Below are 12,248 nucleotides of genomic sequence, written 5' to 3'. Positions count from 1 at the left end.
AAAAATTTTCACGGCGCATTGAACCCACCCGCCGGACAGGGTTGGATGCGGACCATGGAACCCCGCAGTGACGCGCCTTTCCCGAATACCCGCTGGAGCCTCGTGGCCCAGGTGAAAGGACGTCCGGAAGCCCGTGAAAAGGCGCTGGGCGAGCTGTGCGGCCTCTACTGGATGCCCGTCTATGCCTTCCTGCGGCGGCGGGGGATGTCCCCGGCGGACGCGCAGGACGCGGCCCAGGGTTTTCTGGCATCCCTGCTGGCTGAGGATGGCTTTTCCAAGCCGGACGCGGATGCGGGGAAGATGCGCTCCTTCCTGTTGGGCGCGCTCCAGCGCTGGCAGCGCGGGGAGTGGCGGAAGGAAAGCGCCCTGAAACGCGGTGGTGACCGGGAGATCCAGTCGATGGATGCGCTGGAGGCGGAAAAGGGCTTCCAGGCAGAGCAGGAGGGCGCGTCCCCGGAGGACGAGTTCGACCGCAGCTGCGCCATGGCCATCCTGGAGGCCGCCCTGCAACGGCTGGCGGAGGAACAGCAGGCGGCGGGAAAGGGCGCGGCCTTCGCCGCCATGCGGCCGCTCCTCAGCCCGGCGGGCGGAAATGTTTCCCAGGATGAAGTGGCACGGGAGCTGGGCCTGAGCGCGGAGGCGCTGCGCGTCGCCCTCCACCGGCTGCGGAAGAGGTTCGGCGAGCTGCTGCGCGTCACCGTGGCGGACACCCTGGCAGATCCCACGGAGGAATCCATCGCGGAGGAAATGGCTGCCCTGCGCCGGGTGCTGGTGGGGTGAGGGGAAGACGGAGCAGGATGCTCCGGCAACGGCCTGGGCCAAGATGGCCCAGCCACGGTCCGTTTTCCCGGGCTTTACTCGACGCGGGGATTTTCCCATCTTCCCCGGCCCTTCCCATGACCGCCGCCGAGATCCGCAACAGCTTCCTCGATTTCTTCCGTGAGAAACAGCACACCATCGTGCCCTCGGCATCGCTGCTCCCGCAGTCGCCCGGCCTGCTGTTCACCAACGCGGGGATGAACCCGTTCGTCCCGTACTTCCTCGGCGTCGAGAAGGCCCCGTATGATCCGCCACGCGCCGCGGACACGCAGAAATGCATCCGCGCCGGCGGCAAGCACAACGACCTGGAGGATGTGGGCTATGACACCTACCACCACACGTTCTTCGAGATGCTCGGGAACTGGTCTTTCGGGAACTACTTCAAGAAGGAAGCCATCGCCTGGGCATGGGAGCTGGTTGTGGAGCGCTGGGGCCTGCCCGCCCACCGCCTCTACGCGTCCGTCTACGCGCCGAAGCCGGGTGACCCGGGCAGCTTCGACCAGGAAGCCTACGACATCTGGGCCGAGCTGTTCCGCTCCAAGGGCTGCGATCCTGCGGTGCAGATCGTCCACGGCAACGTGAAGGACAACTTCTGGATGATGGGTGAGACCGGCCCCTGCGGACCGTGTTCCGAACTTCACGTGGACCTCACCCCGGAGGGCAACCCCGTCACCGGGCGCAACCTCGTCAACAACGACTCCGACCTCTGCATCGAGATCTGGAACCTCGTCTTCATCCAGTACAATGCGGAGGCCGACGGCACCTTCCGCGAGCTGCCCGCGAAGCACATCGACACCGGCATGGGCTTCGAGCGCGCCTGCTCCATCATCCAGAACACGAACGGCTTCACGGATTTCTCGAAGAAGCCCAGCAACTACGCCACGGACGTCTTCCAGCCCATCTTCCGCAAGTTGGAGGAACTGAGCGGCAAGACCTACTCCAACATCTATCCGGCGCTCGGTGCGGACCGCTCCGCCTTCAACGAGGAGATGAAGGACGCCATCGCCTTCCGCGTCATCGCCGACCACCTGCGCACCCTTTCGTTCTCCATCGCCGACGGTATCATGCCCGGCAACAACGGCCGGAACTACGTGCTGCGCCGCATCCTCCGTCGCGCGGTCCGCTACGGCCGCCAGCTCGGCTTCTCCGGTGAGAAGCCGTTCTTCGGCGCGTTGGTGGAAACGCTCGTCGCGGAAATGGGCGGCGTCTTCCCAGAACTGAAAAACCGCCAGGACACCGTCCGCCAGACCCTGGAAACGGAAGAGGCCAGCTTCAACCAGACGCTGGACCGCGGCCTCAAGCGTTTCGAGGAAGCCCTGGCCGATGACGCGAAGTCCATCTCCGGCGACATCGCCTTCGAACTTTACGACACCTTCGGTTTCCCCATCGACCTGACCGAGCTTCTCGCCCAGGAGCGCAACCTCTCGCTCGACAAGGATCGCTTCGAGGAACTGATGGAGCAGCAACGCGAACGCGCCCGTGCCGCCCAGAAAACCACCGTCGTCCGCGCGCTCGACATTTCCACGGATGCGGTCACGGAGTTCTCCGGTTTCGAGTCCGATGAGGTGGAGGCCACCGTGCTGGAGATCCACCCGCAGGAGGACGCGCTGTTCGTCATCACGGACAAGACGGTCTTCTACGCGGAGATGGGCGGCCAGTCCGGCGACACCGGCACGCTGGTTGCCTTCGGCCATGAGCACCCCATCACGGGTGTGCAGCAGATCGGAAAGGCACGCGCCCACATCGTGGCCGCCGCCGCCGGCATCAAGGTGATGGACCGCGTGACGCTCAAGCTGGACACCAGCCGCCGCCGCCCCATCGAGGCGCACCACACCGCCACCCACCTTCTCCACTGGGCGCTGCATGAGGCCGTTTCCAAGGACGCCTCCCAGCAGGGTTCCTCCGTGGACGAGCACCGCCTGCGCTTTGACTTCAACAGCGCCGCCGTTTCCCCGCAGCAGATCGCGATGATGGAGGAGATGGTCAACGGTGCCATCAAACAGGGCCTCTCCGTTTCCTGGACGGAGGTGAAGCACGCGGACATCAAGGGACGCACCGACATCATGCAGTTCTTCGGCGACAAGTACGGCGAGAACGTCCGCGTCGTCCAGATCGGCGGGGAGCCGAACCAGCTCAACGGACCGTCGATGGAACTCTGTGGCGGCACCCACGTCCGCAACACCAACGAGATCGGCCTTTTCAAGATCAAGAGCGAGGGTGCCATCGCGTCCGGCGTCCGCCGGATCGAGGCGGTCTGCGGTGAGTCCGCATGGGCCTACCTCAACGAGGCGACCGAGAAATGGGACGCCGAGTTCAAGGCGGCGAAGGTGAAACTCGCCGCCGCCAACGAGAAGCTCGCCTCGCTCGGCGCGGAGCCGGTCACCGTGAATGATTTCCCCACCATCATGGCGGCGATGCTCGTCGAGCGCGCGGACATCGGCCAGATCAACGCCACCTTTGCCTCCGCGCAGAAGACGCTGGAAGAGACCCAGCAGGCAGCCATCGAGGCGGAGAAGCAGTTCAAGAAGCTGCAGGCCGGAGCCGCCGCGAAGCTGGCGGACGAGGCGCTGGCCGAACTCATCGCCAAGGGCGAACCGATCATCGTTTCGTTCGAGTCGGACGCGTCCCTGCTCCAGGAACTCCAGAACGGGCTGAAGAAGAAAAATTTCGGCGGTCCCGCGCTGGCCATTGTCGATGACGGGGAGAAGCTCCACCTCGCCGTCCACTGTGGGCCGGACGCGCTGGCAAAGGGCCTGAACGCGGGCGCCTTGCTCCGTGATTTCGCCGGCATCGCCGGTGGCAAGGGCGGCGGCAAGCCGGACCAGGCGCGGGGAGCCGCACCGGACCGCTCGAAGCTCGATGAGGTGAAGGCCGCCGCGGCTTCCAAGTTCGCCGTTTGAGAAGCGGGCGGATTCACCCGCATCAGATCAACCTCCGTTCGGAGATTCATGAGAATCTCCGACGGAGGTTTTCACCGGTATCAACGTTCGGATTTCATTTCAAATCGGAGAGCCAGCGGAAGTAGAATGCTGCCATCCAGGCACTCACAGAATCACTGAAATCCCGGATTGAAGGATTCACCCCATTGCGGTGATGGTTTCGCCAATGTCATTGCATGGAGTTGGAAGAACCGTTGCCTGGCTGGCAATCCTGTCTCTCAGCTCCCACGCCACTCCGTCCCGTGCCATTCAGTTGGATGAGCGGTTGTTCGGTGCCAACGAGGAGTCATACACGGTCCTGCGCACGGCAGTCGATAACGAGGGGTCATATTACTCGTCCACGACGACGACCACGCTCTTCGAACGGTCCATCGAGACGGACGAGACGATCCGCGAAACCGTGGTGCTGAAGAGCAGGACGATCATCGACGCCAACTATACAGGTCCGGAAAAGGCTCCGGTCGAAACGGTGATCCAGGCGCGTGGCGAAACCGCCTCGCTCACAGAGATGGTGGAACGCTGGCCCATCCAGGGAGTGAAATTGGACCCAAAACTCCTCGAAGGCTTCAAGGTTATCAGCGGAAGCATTTACTTCCGTCAGGTGTTTTTGACCCATCCGGCAGGCCTCGTTGAGTCTGAAAAACAACCAAATGAGGAGCAGCCGGCGCCTGGTTGGCAGGTGATGGATGGAAGGTATGCGGGAGGAGCCACGATTCTGAAAGTGGTCCGTGGAGATGTGACTGCCAAAGAAGGTCCAACGGATGGGGTATGGGTGGCCTTGAACCCTGAGACTGCGGTCCAAGTGAACAAGCTCAGCCTGCTTCCGCCGACCATCCTCTCCCTTGGCAGTGCCAAGGACCTCGCAGGGGCACAGGAGATCGTGCGCAACTTGAAACCCATTCCTGAGGGTCCTGACTCCCATCTGTTAGAGGTTGCGATCTGGAACTTCACCAAAACCAACGAACGAGGCTTCCATGTGGTCGCCACTGCGAGCGACGCAATCATTCGGAACGAGAAAGTGGCCGAATTTGAGCAAACAAGGGATGCCCGCCTCACTCCGGTCCCCACAGACAGCTTCACCAAATGGATTGCCCCGGATGCGAAGTGATGGTGTGAAAGCCGCCGCCGGGGCTGCTTTCCTGCCTCAAAGTCTTTGATTTGATAAGATCCCGGTCATGTCCTAACATCATGGGCATGACTGGGATTTTCTGTTTCCGCCGGAGCGTGTTTCTGTTGCTGGGCCTTGCCGGGACCTCCATGGCCACGCCGCCGCAGGTCATCCGTGCGGATGAGAAATTCTTCGGTTCCGGGTCGGAGACTTACGCCGTGTTGCGGACCGTGACCGACAACAAGGGCAGCTACTACCGCGTCCAGGCCACCACCAAGCTCATCGAGCGGAAGAAGACCACCGGTGAGATGGTCAAGGAGACCGTCATCCTGGACCGCGAGGAGATCACCAACGCCGAATACGACGGCCCGGGAAAGGCCCCGGTCGAAATCGTCATCCACGCGAAGGATGAGAAGGAACCGCTGGGCGTCCTGCTGGAGCGCTGGCCGGGCCAGGGGACGCGCACGGACCCGGCGGACCTGAAGCGTTTCAAGATCCACGCCAGCGGCATCCGCTATGACGGCAGGCTGGAACTGATGAAGGGGAATCCCTACATCGCCAATCTGAAGGCGGAGGGCCTCCGCTTTTCCGACTGGGGCCTGGTCGATGGGCTGGAGCTCCGGGACTCGATTTTTCTCAAGGCGATCCGCGCCGACAACGAGGGGGACTCTGATGCCATGTGGATGACCGTCAGTCCGGAGGTCACCGCGCAGGTCCGCGCTTTCCGGAAGATCCTGCCCGTCTATCTGTCGCTCGGTTCCTCGGCGGACCGCGCGGAGGCGCTGGAGCTGGCGCGCAAGGCGGCGGCCGCGTTGAAGGAGGCCAAGTTCGCCTCCCAGGAAACGGAGATCTGGCGCACGGAGCAGGGAGGCTCCCCGCTCTACCGGGTCGTGATGACCGGCTCCGACTACGTGATCAAGAACGGCAAGGTCGAGGAACTGGGGAAAATCCCCGACATCCACGTGGTGCCCATCTCCAGCGAGGGCTTCCTGGAGTGGATCTCCACCGAGGTACCGTGATCACTCCGCGCGGAACTTCAGCACGGCGGTGATCGGCCGGTGGTCGGACGCGATGCGCTCGTCGATCACCGATGCCTCCTCCGTCGTGATGAGGCCGCGCTGGAAGATGTGGTCGATTTCCTTCACCGGCTCACGCGCCGGAAAGGATGAGGACGGAGCTTTCAGCAGCACCTTTTCCCAGGGTGCCTTGAACAAGGCCAGCGTCGCGGAGCCGGGCACGTCATTCAGGTCCCCGGCCACCACCAGCGGTCCGGAGATGGGTTCCAGCGCCTTCAACAGGTTCCCGCCCTCTGCCAGCCGTGACTCCAGCGAGCGGTAGTCGAAGTGGACGCTCACCAGCGTCACTGGCCCGGCGGGGTGCAGGATCTGCGCCCGGAAGCCGATCCTCGGTTCCTGGTTCTGCGAAAGCCGGATCACCTCCGTGGATTTGATCGGGTGCTTTGAAAGGATGGCCTGGCCGTAGGAGCCGCCGTCATAGGGCATCGCCTCGCCGAAGGCGGATTTCAAGCCGGTGAGTTCGCCGAGGATCGTGGGCTGGTCCGTGTTCGCGCTGCGGCGGCATCCACGGTCCACCTCCTGCAGCGCGACGACGTCCGGATCCTGTGCCCGGATGACTGCCGCGATCCGCTCCAGGTCCAGCTTCTTGTCCACCCCCACACCATGGTGGATGTTCCAGCACAGGACTTTCAGCGTGGCGGGCGGCTTTTCCTGCGCCACGGCGGGGCAAGCCATCAGAAGCAATGCGGCGGCGACTTTCCGGAGAACCATCCCGCCATTCCAGTGTCATCCCCGGATTGTGCAAGGCAGGAAACATGGCGGATGCGTGACCGGGGAGTAAGGAGGTGGGACACTCCTGTCCCACTTTCTTCATAAGAACATCGGCATGGAAGACATCCACGAAGGATAAAGCTCCGGTTCCAGGAGGACCTCCCCCCAGCCGGAAGTCTCACGACTTCCGCTACCCCAAGTTCCACCTTCTGGTTTGCCGTCATGGGTTAGACCACTACACTCCACGGTGTGAGCGGGAAATCGGCATTCGGCGGACTGTTGCTGTTGGCGCTGGGCGCGGCGGGTGGATGGTATTTCCACGATTGGTCCGCGAGGCGTGATCCCATGCCTCCCGTGGAGGAAACCCCGCCGCTGGTGGCGGAGGCGGAGCCACCCGCTCCGGAAAAAGTGGAACCCACCCCGCCTCCCGCGAATCCGCTGGAGCAGGCGTTCAAAGACTGGTCCTCCGCTCCGGAGCTTGCGGGTGCGCTGATCGGCTATTGTGTCTTCGATGGCGAGGGGAAGCTGCTCTACGGCTCCCCGCTGGCGGAAACCGCGCTCTGCCCCGCGTCCGCGCTGAAGACGGTGACGGCGGGCGCGGCGTTCGGATTGCTGGGGCCGGATTTCCGCTTCCGCACGGAGGTGCTGGCGGCAGGCGGCATCTCTCCGGCGGGCACCACTACGGGGGATCTCGTACTGAAGGGTGGCGGTGATCCCACGCTCTCGGCGGAAGACCTCGACGTGCTCGCCGCACAGCTCGCGGAAAAGGGGCTGAAGCGCGTGGAAGGCTCGCTGAAATCCGACGCGTCGGTTTTTCCGGCGGAGCCGGTGAACGAGCATTGGAACTGGGGCGACATCGGCAACGCCTACGGCACCGGTGCCTACGGGCTGAACGTGGACCACAACGTCATGTCGCTGTGGTTCGATCCCGGCGTGAAGGAAGGGGAGCCGGCGAAGTTCGGCGGCAGCATCCCGGCGTTGGGCAAGACCCGCTGGGACGTGCGGGTGGCCACCGGTCCGGTGGGCAGCGGGGACGGGGTGTCCATTTTCTCATCCCCCTATGCGGAAGTGGTGCAGGTGCGGGGGACCGTGCCGCTGGGCGAGAAGGGATTCACCGTCCGGGGTTCCGTGCCGAACCCGCCGAAGCTGGCGGAGGAGATCTTCCGTGCCGCGCTGGTGAAGCGAGGCGTCACCTTCGGCGGAAGGCCGCACGCCGTGGAGGAAACCGTGCCGCTCGCCGCCCACCTGTCCGCGCCGCTGCCGGAGATCATCGACCACATGCAGCTGGTGAGCGACAATCTGGAGGCGCAGAGCCTTTTCCTGACCATGGGCCGCCGTGCGGATGCGCCTGCCGCCCAGGTGGTGAAGGAGTATTGGGAGAAAGCCGGTGTCCGTTTCACCGGCCTGCGCCTGATCGATGGCAGCGGCCTCGCCCGGGCGACCATGATCACGCCGGTGGACCTGGCACGGGTGAACATCGCCGCGCTCAAGGGACCGGATGGCGCGCGCTATCTCCAGAGCCTGCCCGGTAGCTCCGACGGGACGCTGAAGGCGAAGCGCGGTGCCATGTCCGGTGTGAAGACCGAGGTGGGATTCATCATCCGGGATGGAAAAACCTACCCCTTCGCGCTCATGGCGAACGGCCTGGGGGCCAATGTGGACTTCTGGAAGCTGCGGATGTCGCTTCTGGAGTCGATCGGGCAGTGACCCGATGGGAGCGCGGACTTCAGTCCGCCCCGTGGAATCCGTCCTTTGCGAAGCCAAGCGGACTGAAGTCCGCGCTCCGTCCGGGGACTCCTCACTTCACGTGACCCTTCGCCTTCAGCCAGCCTTCCAGCAGGTCGGGCCACTTCGCCAGTTCACCCTTGCCGTGCAGGCCGTAGCCGTGGCCACCGGTTTCGAAGAGATGCAGCGTGACGGGCACCTTGTTCTCCTTGCAGGCGGCGGCGAAGCTGAGGCTGTTCCGGCAATCGACCACGTCATCCGCGGTGGTGAGCAGGAAGACTGGCGGGGTCTCCGGCGTGACCGCCTTTTCGGTGGAGTACTTTTCGATCTGCTCCGGCGTCGGGTTCGGTCCCAGCAGGTTGTTGCGGGAACCGCTGTGGCCGACCGGGCCCATCGAGATGACGGGATAGATCAACATCGAGAAATCCGGACGCGCGCTCTGCTTGTCGATCTCGTCGCGGTTCTCCTGTTCGGGAAAGGTGTCGTTGAAGCGGGTGGTGCAGAGGCTGGCCAGGTGTCCCCCGGCGGAAAAGCCCATGATGCCGATCTTCTTCGGGTCCACGCCCCATTCGGCGGCGTTTGCCCGCACCGTCCGGATCGCACGGCGGGCATCGAGGAAGGGGGTGGGGAATTGGTTCGGCACGCGGTATTTCACCACCACGCCGACCACGCCGCGCTCCGCGAACCATTTCGCAAGCTCGTGCCCCTCATGCTGGATCGCGACGATGCCGTAGCCGCCACCGGGCAGGATGACCACGGCGGCTCCCGTGGCCTTGTCCTTCTCCGGCAGATAGGTCTGGTACTGCGGCGCCTCGATCTGGCTGAGATGGCCCTGGGCGTTCGCCTTTTCCGAACCGGCGGCCCGTTGCGGGTCTCCCGGTGCCTCGGTCGGCCAGAGGTTCTTGTATTGGGCGGAGGCGATTCCCGCGAGGGTGATCAGAAGAAGCAGTGGTTTCATGAATTGGGATGGATCATGCGTTCCGCGCGGAGCGCTTTCTGCGGATGGCCAGGGAGCCGAGACCGGCTGCGGCCAGCAACACGGCGGATGGTTCCGGGATCAGGTTGCCGGGAACCAGCTCGTTTCCGACGAAGACCGCGTCGTAGGTGCCAGCGGCGAATCCCGCTGGATCCACGAAAAACACCCGGCCGCGCTGGTCCGTCGTCAGGCCTTGGTTGACGAAGGACACCCGCTCATCCCCGCCTCCTGCGGCCAAGCCGGACCAACCGGTGATGGAGAGGATGCCGCCCGTCCAGTCCGCCGAACTGGAGTCCCCGAAGGTAACCACGCTGTTTCCACCACCCAGTGCCAGCTCCACGCTGCCCGTGACGGCCAGCACGCCGAGAGCGTCCGAGAAGCCGTTCATCTGGATGACTCCACCCGCGCCCACCGTCACGGGAACCGCATTGCCGATCACATCATTCGCGCCATAGGCGAACGTGCCGCCGGTGACGGACAGGCTCGTGCTGGTGTTGAGGGAGCTGGCGGCGATGAGCGTGCCGCCATTGACGGTGGTTGTTCCGGTATAGGTGTTGCCCGCTCCGGACAATCTCCAGGTGCCCGTGCCTGATTTCGTGACACTGGTCGCGGAGTTGCCGCTGTTGGTGATGTTGCCGGTGATTTCCCCGGTTCCGGCGGTGGATCCGGAAAGGGTCAGGGTCTTTCCGCTGCTGCTGTTGTTGGAGGTGATGTTGCCCGCGATGGTGAGGGTACCGGTGCCGGCCTGTTCGATCCCGCCTCCACCGGTCGTCCCCGAACGCAGGAGAAATCCCCGGGTCACGGTTTCTCCGGAGCCGAGGTAGCGGAGGATGCCGGTGGCGGTGTTTTCACCCAGGTTCACGGGATCGGAAGAAGAACCGAGGTTGCTGGCGATGGAGGAAACCCCCAGCACGCCGTCGTCCACCCGTGTGATCCCGTTGTAGGTGTTGTTGCCGCTGAGGATCCAGGTGCTGGAGCCGTTCTTGATGAGGTTCTGGTTGTTGCCGGCGGCGCTGATGTCCCCGGAAATGGTGGCCACACCACCGCCTCCTGTCATGACCAGGCCGAAGTTCCCGGCAGCCGCGGTCCCACCGTCGATGAACACGTCCCCCTGAATGTCCAGGGTGCCCGCGTTGGAGCTGATGCGGACGTTCTGCCCGACGCCGACGTCCAGGGTGACATTCCCGGTCCAGACGTTGTCGCCGCCGCCGTTCACCAGGCCCGCGCTGCTGCTGGATGCGAGGGACACACCGGTGAGTTTCAGCGTTTCACCCGTCACGGTGATGCTGTTGTAGAGGCCCAGGGCCGATCCCGCCGCCACCTCTGTCCCGCCGGAACTGCTGCCGAGGGCATTGTTGTGATAAATCCGGACGGCACCGCTGTTGATGGACGTGAGGCCGGTGTAGGTGTTGTCTCCGGTGAGGACGAGGAGCCCCCCTCCGTCCTTGTTCAGGACGCTCCCGGTGCCACCGACCGGCACGCCGATGGTTGTCGTGCCATCGGTGATGTTGAGGCTGCGGGTGGCGGAGCCGAGCTGGATGCTGGAGAGCTGGCTCCCTGCGCCGGTCCCGTAGCCGATGTTGTTGGTGCCGGAACCGGTGAAGTCTCCGTTGAGGACGATCTGGCTGCCGAGACCACCGGAACCCGTAAGGTTGAACTGGATGTCCTGGCCGCTCATCGAAAGGCCGCCGGCGCCCACCGTGAGGGTGGAGACCACCGCCGTGCTGTTGCCGCCGATGAGGATGTTGCCGCCGGTGGTTGGATTCAGCGCCTGCCTGCCACCCGCCATGGCCAGTGAACCCACCGAAATCCTTCCTCCGCTGTTCACCGTGAGCTTGGCGCCGTTGGACATGCTCACGGAGTTCGTGACGGTGACCACATTGCTGGCACCCTGGTTGCCGGTATCCAGGTTGCCCCCGCCGAGGGTGATGGAATCGAGCGTTTCCGCCCTGCTGTTGAAATTGATCCGTCCCCCGCTGGTGGTGATGGTGGAAGTATCCGCCATCTGGTTGTGCTGCCGCCAGTCCAGTGTGCCGGAGGTGATCGAGACATTTCCGGTGATGGCGTTGACCCCCGCGGTTTTGTTGAGGCCCAGCACCCCGCCGCTGACGGTCGTCAGCCCGGTGTAGGTGTTCGCCGCTGTTCCGCTGAGGAGGTAGATGGATGCCCCTGTCTTGGTGATTGCCAGTGTGCCGCCATTCGCTCCGTTTCCGATCACGCCGGTCAGCGTGCTTTCCGCGGTGCCGGTCCCTGCCAAGGTGAGCGTTGCGGTGTCTCCGGTGCCCGCGGAGCCTGCGATGGCGGTATCAACCACCAACTGCCGGGCGGTGGTCGTCGTGTTGTTGGTCCATGTCTGGCTGGCCTCCAGCACCAGCGTGCCGAGTCCTCCGGCGATGGTGGCCGTGCCGTTCAACCCGTCGGCCATCGTGATCCCCCCGGCACCGATGGACAGGGAACCTCCGCCATTCAGGAAATCCCCGTTCGCGTTCCCGGAACTGAGCGTGATGGTCCCTTCCTCGAAGGTGATGCTGTTGGCGCTCTGCGCGCCGTTGATGCGGACGACCGTCTGCGTCGCGGAGGTCGCGTTCGTCCCGGCGGAGAACACCACGTCACTGCCCTGGGTGTAGCCGACGGTGGCGATGTTCCCCAGCGCGCTGGTGGACCAGACCGAGTGCGGTCCCCAGCCATTCGCACCACCGCCGGAACCGGTCGAACTTGAGCCATCCGCCGCGCCGTTGGTGTCCCAGTAGAGCGTCTCTGCGGAGGAGATGACGGAAAGACCCGCCAGCACGGCTCCGGCGGGTACAAGGGCGTTCTGGAAAAGAAATCGACGCGGGGGTTTCATGGGATGGGTCTGGAAATGACGGTGGGTTCCGTCCAAATGATCCATTCCA

Annotated in this window: 8 protein-coding genes; 5 read left to right on the top strand and 3 right to left on the bottom strand. The window is 64.2% G+C overall.

The features are described 5' to 3' along the window. The first annotated feature begins 54 nt into the window (after positions 1–54). The 4 genes from OVA24_RS01275 to OVA24_RS01260 all read left to right on the top strand — a co-directional run bounded on the left by OVA24_RS01275 (position 55) and on the right by OVA24_RS01260 (position 5,885). Complete coding sequence (locus OVA24_RS01275; protein WP_267672705.1) at positions 55–780, top strand: RNA polymerase sigma factor; 726 nt, start codon at positions 55–57, stop codon at positions 778–780. A 116-nt stretch (positions 781–896) separates the two neighbouring features. Next, positions 897–3,719, top strand: a complete 2,823-nt coding sequence (alaS, locus tag OVA24_RS01270) for an alanine--tRNA ligase (RefSeq protein ID WP_267672703.1) — start codon at positions 897–899, stop codon at positions 3,717–3,719. Positions 3,720–3,924: 205 nt separating this feature from the next. Then, entirely contained in the window at positions 3,925–4,866 is a 942-nt protein-coding gene (locus OVA24_RS01265; RefSeq protein ID WP_267672702.1) for a hypothetical protein, read from the top strand. Between the two features lie 86 nt (positions 4,867–4,952). Further along, a complete protein-coding gene (locus OVA24_RS01260) occupies positions 4,953–5,885 on the top strand; it encodes a hypothetical protein (RefSeq protein WP_267672701.1) in 933 nt (310 codons plus the stop codon). Here the strand turns inward: OVA24_RS01260 and OVA24_RS01255 are convergent, their stop codons facing one another. Continuing rightward, on the bottom strand, positions 5,886–6,653 hold the full coding sequence (locus OVA24_RS01255) for an endonuclease/exonuclease/phosphatase family protein (protein WP_267672699.1): 768 nt from the start codon (positions 6,651–6,653) through the stop codon (positions 5,886–5,888). A 249-nt stretch (positions 6,654–6,902) separates the two neighbouring features. Between OVA24_RS01255 and dacB the strand changes: the two genes are divergently transcribed. Beyond that, positions 6,903–8,360: a D-alanyl-D-alanine carboxypeptidase/D-alanyl-D-alanine endopeptidase gene (gene dacB / locus OVA24_RS01250; RefSeq protein ID WP_267672695.1), complete on the top strand. Its 1,458-nt coding sequence runs from the start codon at positions 6,903–6,905 to the stop codon at positions 8,358–8,360. 91 nt (positions 8,361–8,451) lie between these two features. Here the strand turns inward: dacB and OVA24_RS01245 are convergent, their stop codons facing one another. Together OVA24_RS01245 and OVA24_RS01240 are read right to left on the bottom strand one after the other, a co-directional pair. Next, positions 8,452–9,336 (bottom strand): alpha/beta hydrolase, encoded by an 885-nt coding sequence (locus tag OVA24_RS01245; protein WP_267672693.1) that lies wholly within the window; start codon positions 9,334–9,336, stop codon positions 8,452–8,454. 13 nt (positions 9,337–9,349) lie between these two features. Next, positions 9,350–12,199, bottom strand: coding sequence for a beta strand repeat-containing protein (locus OVA24_RS01240; RefSeq protein WP_267672692.1), 2,850 nt, complete (start codon positions 12,197–12,199; stop codon positions 9,350–9,352). Positions 12,200–12,248: the final 49 nt, after the last annotated feature.

Source organism: Luteolibacter sp. SL250, assembly GCF_026625605.1.
Taxonomy (GTDB): domain Bacteria; phylum Verrucomicrobiota; class Verrucomicrobiia; order Verrucomicrobiales; family Akkermansiaceae; genus Luteolibacter.
Note: the sequence above shows the minus strand (reverse complement) of the source record. Positions and strands in the feature narration are given on the sequence as shown.

Bases quoted from the DNA above. Each gene is read 5' to 3' on its own strand.
- OVA24_RS01255 (WP_267672699.1), bottom strand. From the start codon at position 6,653: ATGGTTCTCCGGAAAGTCGCCGCCGCATTGCTTCTGATGGCTTGCCCC.
- OVA24_RS01265 (WP_267672702.1), top strand. From the start codon at position 3,925: ATGTCATTGCATGGAGTTGGAAGAACCGTTGCCTGGCTGGCAATCCTG.
- OVA24_RS01240 (WP_267672692.1), bottom strand. From the start codon at position 12,199: ATGAAACCCCCGCGTCGATTTCTTTTCCAGAACGCCCTTGTACCCGCC.
- OVA24_RS01260 (WP_267672701.1), top strand. From the start codon at position 4,953: ATGACTGGGATTTTCTGTTTCCGCCGGAGCGTGTTTCTGTTGCTGGGC.
- OVA24_RS01245 (WP_267672693.1), bottom strand. From the start codon at position 9,336: ATGAAACCACTGCTTCTTCTGATCACCCTCGCGGGAATCGCCTCCGCC.
- alaS (WP_267672703.1), top strand. From the start codon at position 897: ATGACCGCCGCCGAGATCCGCAACAGCTTCCTCGATTTCTTCCGTGAG.
- OVA24_RS01275 (WP_267672705.1), top strand. From the start codon at position 55: ATGGAACCCCGCAGTGACGCGCCTTTCCCGAATACCCGCTGGAGCCTC.